At 34.0% G+C, this 7,228-nt stretch carries 6 protein-coding genes; 1 reads left to right on the top strand and 5 read right to left on the bottom strand.

All coding sequences use genetic code 11. From position 1 onward, the window contains the following. Positions 1–10: 10 nt before the first annotated feature. From FNW52_RS02495 to FNW52_RS02515, 5 genes are all read right to left on the bottom strand, one after another. Complete coding sequence (locus FNW52_RS02495; protein WP_143375837.1) at positions 11–517, bottom strand: hypothetical protein; 507 nt, start codon at positions 515–517, stop codon at positions 11–13. Next, positions 514–1,770, bottom strand: coding sequence for an AAA family ATPase (locus FNW52_RS02500; protein ID WP_143375838.1), 1,257 nt, complete (start codon positions 1,768–1,770; stop codon positions 514–516). The genes FNW52_RS02495 and FNW52_RS02500 overlap by 4 nt, the downstream gene beginning before the upstream one ends. Positions 1,771–1,856: 86 nt before the next feature. Further along, on the bottom strand, positions 1,857–3,566 hold the full coding sequence (lysS, locus tag FNW52_RS02505) for a lysine--tRNA ligase (protein ID WP_143375839.1): 1,710 nt from the start codon (positions 3,564–3,566) through the stop codon (positions 1,857–1,859). Positions 3,567–3,810: 244 nt separating this feature from the next. After that, on the bottom strand, positions 3,811–4,845 hold the full coding sequence (locus FNW52_RS02510) for a PQQ-binding-like beta-propeller repeat protein (protein WP_143375840.1): 1,035 nt from the start codon (positions 4,843–4,845) through the stop codon (positions 3,811–3,813). Next, positions 4,836–6,068: a hypothetical protein gene (locus FNW52_RS02515; protein WP_255515459.1), complete on the bottom strand. Its 1,233-nt coding sequence runs from the start codon at positions 6,066–6,068 to the stop codon at positions 4,836–4,838. The genes FNW52_RS02510 and FNW52_RS02515 overlap by 10 nt, the downstream gene beginning before the upstream one ends. 251 nt (positions 6,069–6,319) lie before the next feature. Between FNW52_RS02515 and FNW52_RS02520 the strand changes: the two genes are divergently transcribed. Further along, positions 6,320–7,075 (top strand): hypothetical protein, encoded by a 756-nt coding sequence (locus FNW52_RS02520; RefSeq protein ID WP_255515460.1) that lies wholly within the window; start codon positions 6,320–6,322, stop codon positions 7,073–7,075. The last annotated feature ends 153 nt before the right edge of the window (positions 7,076–7,228 follow it).

Genomic DNA, 7,228 nt, shown 5'->3' on the forward strand with positions numbered 1-7,228 from the left:
CTTTAAAATATTACTCAAATGAAATATAATTACTTTCGGAAAATTCGGAGTCATACTGCTTAAATAAAATTTTTCTTGCTTGATCCCCAGTTTTAATAATTCTTGAGTTGGATTTAAAACAGATTTGAGAAAAAACAGTTATTGAAGAAAATTCCATTTTTGATTTGTAAAATTCAATAGTGGCAATCAATTGTTTTATTGCATCTTTTCGCTCTTTATTTCTACTTCTAGGTTTGACATCTTTTGATTCTACAAAATAAAGATTGTTGTTCTCAAATAAAACCCAATCACATTTTTTGGATACTTCGTTTTTCATTATGGAGAATTCATTTTCTAGAAGTAAAATTTCTTTTGAATTGTTATTCTCTAAACAAAGATTCCAATATTCTTCTTCAAATTTGAAGCTTGTTACAGCATCTTTAATATCCTCAAGGTAGTAAACGGAATCATTTAGTATTTTGTAGCAAGTGTCTTTTTCTAAATCTGGAAAATGAGCTAATAATTGTTCAATTGTCATAAATCCAGTAACTTATCAAATTCATCAGAAAAAGCATCCGAAACAGTATCAATCATATTTTCTTTGATCTGTCCCAACTTGTCATCCATTATTAGTTTAGCTTTCCCGTTTTTTAACTCATAAGCAATAAAGTTTTTGGGGTCAAGCCACGATTCTTTTTTAATTATTTTGTTGACTTCATGTGGTTTACTTTTTCCTTTCTCAAAAGCCAAAAGCAAATTGTTAATGGATGCTAAAACAAAAGGGCTGTGAGTAGTCAAGATTAAATTTTTTCTATCAAACAAACAGTTTTTGACTAAATATTTAATCAGTTCGTGTTGCGCTTTTGGATATAAATTTAGTTCTGGTTCTTCTACTACAAAATTAAAATTATATTTTTCCTTTAATAATTTTGAATATTCTACTAACAACAAAATAGGAACTACAGATTGTAATCCAGAAGCTGATTCTAATAAATCTACTTTTTCTGTTTCATTATGATAGATGTAAGAGGATTTTCCTTCTCTCTTGTATTTTATTTTTTTATCAATGATACTTAAGGGCAATTCTTTGATTGTATGAATTGCTTTTTCATATTCCTGACCACTGTTCAAAAGATGCTTAGGAATTTGAACGTTATTGTTTATCAAACCTAAAGTGTTTTCTGCAATTATATGCAAAAAGTTCCTTTCTGAGGGAATATAGAGTGAGTCGAATTTCACATTTACACCATATTCAATTAGTAAGTTTTCATAATAATTAAGATATTTTGATATTGGGATTTTGCCATTACTCTCGAAATTCAATTCATTATTAGTGAAGATGTTTAATCTGTCGATGATTTCATGAATAATTAGTGTTTTGTGATTTCGATTTAATTCTAAGTCATTTATGATTAAATCTCTAAAGCTTTTGTTTCTTTCCTCATTTGAATTACTGGTTTTTATTTTTTTAACAAACTGATTTTTTAGTATTTCTCTTGGATTGACTTTTGTACAACTATTTTTTTCAAGGTAAAAACTATATTTTCCTTTTTTATAATTAATTATACTGTTTTCTTTTAATAAAGAAAGCATATTATATTTTTTTAACTCTTCTTCAAATGTTATTGTGTCATCTCTTCTAAAATTTTCATCCTCAAAAATCGAAAGTAACTTAGCCAAAGTACTCTTCCCAGAAGCTTGGGCCCCAATAAAAGTAACCATTTCTCTAACTTCGATTTTAATATCTTTTAGAGGACCGAAATTTTTAACAATAAGTTTTGCTCTTTCCATTTTTCAAAATTAAGGAAATAATTTATAATACAAAAGGAACCCAATTGAGTTCCTTTTGTAAAGTTATGTTTTTATTCGTAATATATTTACTCCTTCAATCGACAAGCCTTTACATCTCCATCAACAACAACCTCAGTCATTCCAAGAGTCGATAAATTTTTCATCGCTTTGTCCCATTTTTTACCGCTCAATTCCGATTTGACTTTCAATAAACCAAAATTCATTTGGTTGTTATTGGCTTGCAAAATTGCCACAATAACTTTCTCTTCGTCTTCCAATTCAATTTGAACTTGTTTTTTCTCCGGACGCATTTGCGGGAAAAACAACACTTCCTGAATAGACGAATTGTTCGTCAAGAACATCATCAAACGATCCATTCCAATTCCTAAACCAGACGTTGGTGGCATACCGTATTCTAATGCTCTCAAGAAATCCTCGTCAATCGTTCCGGTAGCTTCATCATCTCCTTTTTCTGCCAAACGCATTTGGTCTTCAAAACGCTCTCTTTGGTCAATTGGGTCATTCAATTCAGAGTAAGCATTGGCAACTTCTTTACCGCAAACCATTAATTCAAAACGTTCTGTCAAATCTGGATTGTCACGGTGTTGCTTGCAAAGCGGAGACATTTCTTTTGGGTAATCCGTGATAAATGTTGGCTGAATGTAATTTCCTTCGCATTTCGCTCCAAAAATCTCATCAATCAATTTCCCTTTACCCATCGTTTTGTCCACATCAATTCCCATGCCTTTTGCAGCATCAAAAAGTTCCGCTTCGCTTTTACCCGAAATATCAAAACCAGTAAAATGTTTGATAGAATCCGTCATGGTAACGCGGGCGTAAGGTGCTTTGAAGTTGATTTTATGTTCGCCAAAAGTGGCCTCACTCGTACCATTTACACCAATAGCGCAATGTTCCAATAAGTTTTCGGTAAAATTCATCATCCAGTTGTAGTCTTTGTAGGCTACATATATTTCCATAGCGGTAAATTCCGGGTTGTGGGTTCTGTCCATCCCTTCGTTACGGAAGTTTTTAGAAAATTCATACACACCATCAAAACCACCAACAATCAATCTTTTTAAATACAATTCATTCGCAATACGCATATACAAAGGAATGTCCAAAGCGTTATGATGCGTCATAAATGGTCTTGCCGCAGCTCCCCCGGGAATTGGTTGCAAAACGGGAGTCTCTACCTCAAGATATCCTTTGTCGTTAAAGAACGAACGCATCGAGTTAAACAATTTTGTTCTCTTGATAAACGTCTCTTTAACGTGGTCATTCACAGTCAAATCTACATAACGACGACGGTATCTTTGCTCAGGATCGGAGAACGCATCGTGAGTTTTTCCGTCGGCATCAATTTTTACCACAGGAAGTGGTTTCAAGGCTTTCGCCAAAACCGTCAAACCATAAATATGAACGGAGATTTCGCCTACTTGCGTTTTAAAAACCGTACCGCGAACCCCAATAAAATCCCCAATGTCCAATAATTTCTTGAAAACCACATTGTACATCGTTTTCTCCTCATCATTCGAAATATCGTCTCTAGAAACATAAACTTGAATACGTCCTTCGGCATCTTTCAATTCCGCAAACGAGGCCTTTCCCATGATGCGCTTACCCATCAATCTACCTGCTAAAACCACTTCCTTACCTTCGTACTTCTCGAAATCTGCAAGGATTTCGCTCGTATAGGCGGTAGTGATAAATTCGGCTGCTGGATAAGGCTCAATGCCCAAATTGCGTAATTCTGTGAGTGCTTCTCTACGTAAGATTTCTTGTTCTGATAAGGCCATTTTATGCTGTTTTTAAGTGTGCAAAGATAGTCTTTATGTCTTGAAATTGCAAAACCCTAAAAATGATTTTTTAGCTCCCTCTCTTTTGGAGAGGGCGGGGGGTGAGGTTCTTTTTTTAGAGCATAAATTTTGCGAAAAATAGAACTAAAAAAAGTTTGTAATTTTCACCGGAATTGTACTGCCTAGATTAGTTTCTATGTATTGAAAATTGATGTTTTTCAATCAAAATGCAACAGTACATCGTTTACTTTTGCTCAGCGATTGTGGTTTGATTGAGTTTAATAATTCTTATTTTTTGGTTTGTATTATCTGCTAAAAAAAGGCGATCGTTAAGTTGTGCGGTACTGACAATACTCCCAAAAGGATTTGCTCCCATAACATCAGCAGCATTTATTCTTGGAGTATAGGTTTTATTAACGAATTCTTCTTTAGGGTAAAGGCGTAGATAGTTTACATTTCCAACTTTTTCTGAGGTCACAGCCCAATCAGTGCTAAAAGCTACAGCGATAGGTTTTGCGTCTGCAAAAGGTGTTGCTGTTGGGTTTATAGGCGTTACAAGTGAATTTGTAGCATTGGAACGAATGTTTGCAATGTTGTAATACAAATAGCTTTTTGCATTTCGTCCTGCTACAACTAAATTTCCGGAGGCTACATCCATTGAATAGATTTCGTCATAACCTTCTAAGGTGTTTAATTCGGCAATAGGAGTTAAATTCCAATTGCTGTTGTCTGTGATTTGTGAAGTTTCGAAAACTTTGATGGTGGTGTTTTTTTCTTTAACAAACACCAATCCGTCTTTTACCACAACCCCAAAAACGTGTACAAAAGTTTGCCACCATTGCCCATTTCCAACGGTATTAATGCCAAGGTTTGTCTTTTCATCGATTACAAAAAGTCTTGAATCAACACTTCCAAGGTAGATTCTACCATTATCAACAGATACGGAAGAAAGTTTTGTTAACGGAATTGTCGTAGCCCCTTTCGTGTAGTTCTTGATTGTTTTTATGAATGCAAAAGTTTTAGCATTGAAAACTTCGAGTACATCGCCATTGCAGATGTACAATTTGTCGTTTGCTATGGCTATCCCTTTCGGATCTAGTTTTCCTGTTCCATCTCCAATTTGGCTTGCTGTGATTGTTGCTTCATCGGTAGGATAGTAATAATTGTAATTGGTTGGTTCGAATGCCTCATAAGAATCCTTGCTGCAATTTGTAAAGAGACAAAGCAATGCTATAAAAAAAGCTATTTTATTCATGTTGATTTGATTTGTTAATTCCATTTTCCAGCTCCTTTATATTTTAATAAAAATGGGTTTTTGGGAGAAATAGTAAAGACCGGTTTTTTGTAAGTGCCTGTCAGATAATTTGTTTTAGTCCATCCTTTGAGTACGTCTGGATCGGTAAAAGGGAGGTCGTTTAGGTAGATTAAATATTTGTAAAAATGGGTCAGCATCTCTTGTTGTCCGCCACCTTCGCCACTATTGGCTAAATTACTGCTATGACTGAAGCCCGTGTGATGCGAATATTCGTGTGACCAAACAGACATTTCGCCTTTCCAATGTCCTGTTATATAGCCAGATTCCCATTGAGAGGCTAGAGGGCCACCTCCCCAAGCTGAGTCTCCTCCTACCATTGCTATATAAAGTGATCTGTTGTCAAGGTAGTTTAAATATATTTGCTCAATTTCGGCTTTGGTTAAATAATCATAAACCCCATTAGCGTCATCAGCATTTCCGTGCCAATTGATTGCGCCATTTACAGCAGTTCCAGCCAGAGTAGCTTGTTCTTGTTTGTATTTGTCAAAATTAGTAAAGGTTTCATAATATATAGGATGACTCAATGCATAGGAATAGTTAAGAATCATTGTTATTGCTTCTTTGGCCAAAACTGGGTTCATTGGTAAAAATTTCCCAAGTTCATTTATATGGTAGGCATCGTTAAACTGAACCAATTGTGAAGATTTTATTTTTTTGAATTTAGCAAATAAAGGATCGCTTGATTCTACCGAAAATTCGATGGCGCCAGAAGAGAAACCGTCAATTTTATCAATGGTAACCGCATTGCCTGTTTCTAGTAAATAATCATTTTTTCCAGCTACTAGCGGAATTTGATGAAACGAACGATGAAATGCCGGAATTTTTGTAAAATGGTAGATTAAAAATCGCTTGTCATAATTGGGTAGTTTAGCATAGATTTTTACATCAGCAAGTCCAACAGGAGAATAAAGAGATACTTGAACCGAATCTTTTCCTTTTTGGAGTATTTGAAGTGGTTGATTTACTCGAAACCAACGATCCTTTTTATCATACATTTTCGAAGGACTTTCAGTATCTTCAAACATAGTCATAGGTCTGTTTCCTATTGGTAAATTCGTTGCGTCAATGCTTGCCAAATAATGGGGCTCGTAATTGGTGTACTGGGTTTCGTTATCACAGCTGGTAAGCGTCAGGAAAGTAATAATTAGCAAATTGACAAAGAGCCATCTTTTGATGTTTGGGATCATGTAGGTTAATTTAAATTGTTTGTTTTAGGTTTTGGGGATATTGTGTTTTAAAAGCGCAAATGTCAAGACTTCTTTTTGTAATAAAAAGTTGTTTTTTATTTATGTAGCAATCAATATAGAAAAAGTAAGATGCGAATTATAGATAGTCATAATTTGAGTGGAGAAGTATTTGGGTTGTTTTAAAGTTTTCTTAAAAATTACAGTTTATCAAATAATAAGAATTTAGTTATATTTGACAAAAATAATAAACAATGATATTCCAAACAATGAAGATATATTTCTTTTTACTTGTACTCGTTCTTACCGCAAGCTGTCAAGTTACCGAAACGATTCATCTCAATCCCGATGGAAGCGGAAGCATTGAAGTTGCAGATCTAAGAGAAGAAAACAGTTATATGCAACTGGCAAAAGAGGAATATTCAAAGGAAAACATCTATAAAGACACGACTTATGTTTTTGGAGATTATATAAAGAAATATCAAGAAACGTTTTCTAAAACCTCTGTTGCGGATCAAAACGTTTTTTTGAAATACTCGGAGGTAAAAGTACATAAAAAGGCAAGCTCCTACGAGAAAGAATTTAGAAGTTCCTATTCTCAAAATTTCAAAAACGTTAGAGATATCGTAGATCTTTATAAAATTGATGATTATGTAGATGATATAAGGCTTAATTATGCTCTGAGTGCTGAGGAGCATTATTATAATGTGAATTACACTTTTGAAGGAAATCATTTCAATAGAACCGTAAAGATTATTGATTCAATACAATTAAAAAAGCAATTTGATGAAATAGAAAAAATGAAAACACATTACAAAGGCTATAAACTGGTTCAGAGTTATGTGTTGAATTATCATTTTCCTCGAAAGATTCAATCGGTTTCCAATCCGCTGGCTAAAATTAACGAAGACCGCAAATCACTTTCGGTACAATTTCTATTAACAGATTGTTTGCAAAATCCCGAAAGCACTAATCTCGAAGTGGTTTTGGAGCCAGAAGGAGTCAATTAAAAAGCTTTTCCTAACAGGTTTTCAAAACCTGTTAGGTATTTTGTTGTTTAGTGGATCGAAGATATTATACCTAACAGGTGGGGTGTAAAATATAGGCAAAATATATAAAATAAGTTCGGTCTTTTTTTTTAACTTTATCGACTAAAATGTTTT

It is taken from the genome of Flavobacterium sp. ZT3R18, assembly GCF_007097385.1.
Lineage (GTDB): Bacteria > Bacteroidota > Bacteroidia > Flavobacteriales > Flavobacteriaceae > Flavobacterium.

What these genes read in the sequence shown, in the direction of transcription:
- FNW52_RS02495 (WP_143375837.1), bottom strand. Translation starts at nt 517, where the DNA reads ATGACAATTGAACAATTATTAGCTCATTTTCCAGATTTAGAAAAAGAC.
- FNW52_RS02500 (WP_143375838.1), bottom strand. Translation starts at nt 1,770, where the DNA reads ATGGAAAGAGCAAAACTTATTGTTAAAAATTTCGGTCCTCTAAAAGAT.
- lysS (WP_143375839.1), bottom strand. Translation starts at nt 3,566, where the DNA reads ATGGCCTTATCAGAACAAGAAATCTTACGTAGAGAAGCACTCACAGAA.
- FNW52_RS02510 (WP_143375840.1), bottom strand. Translation starts at nt 4,845, where the DNA reads ATGGAATTAACAAATCAAATCAACATGAATAAAATAGCTTTTTTTATA.
- FNW52_RS02515 (WP_255515459.1), bottom strand. Translation starts at nt 6,068, where the DNA reads ATGATCCCAAACATCAAAAGATGGCTCTTTGTCAATTTGCTAATTATT.
- FNW52_RS02520 (WP_255515460.1), top strand. Translation starts at nt 6,320, where the DNA reads ATGATATTCCAAACAATGAAGATATATTTCTTTTTACTTGTACTCGTT.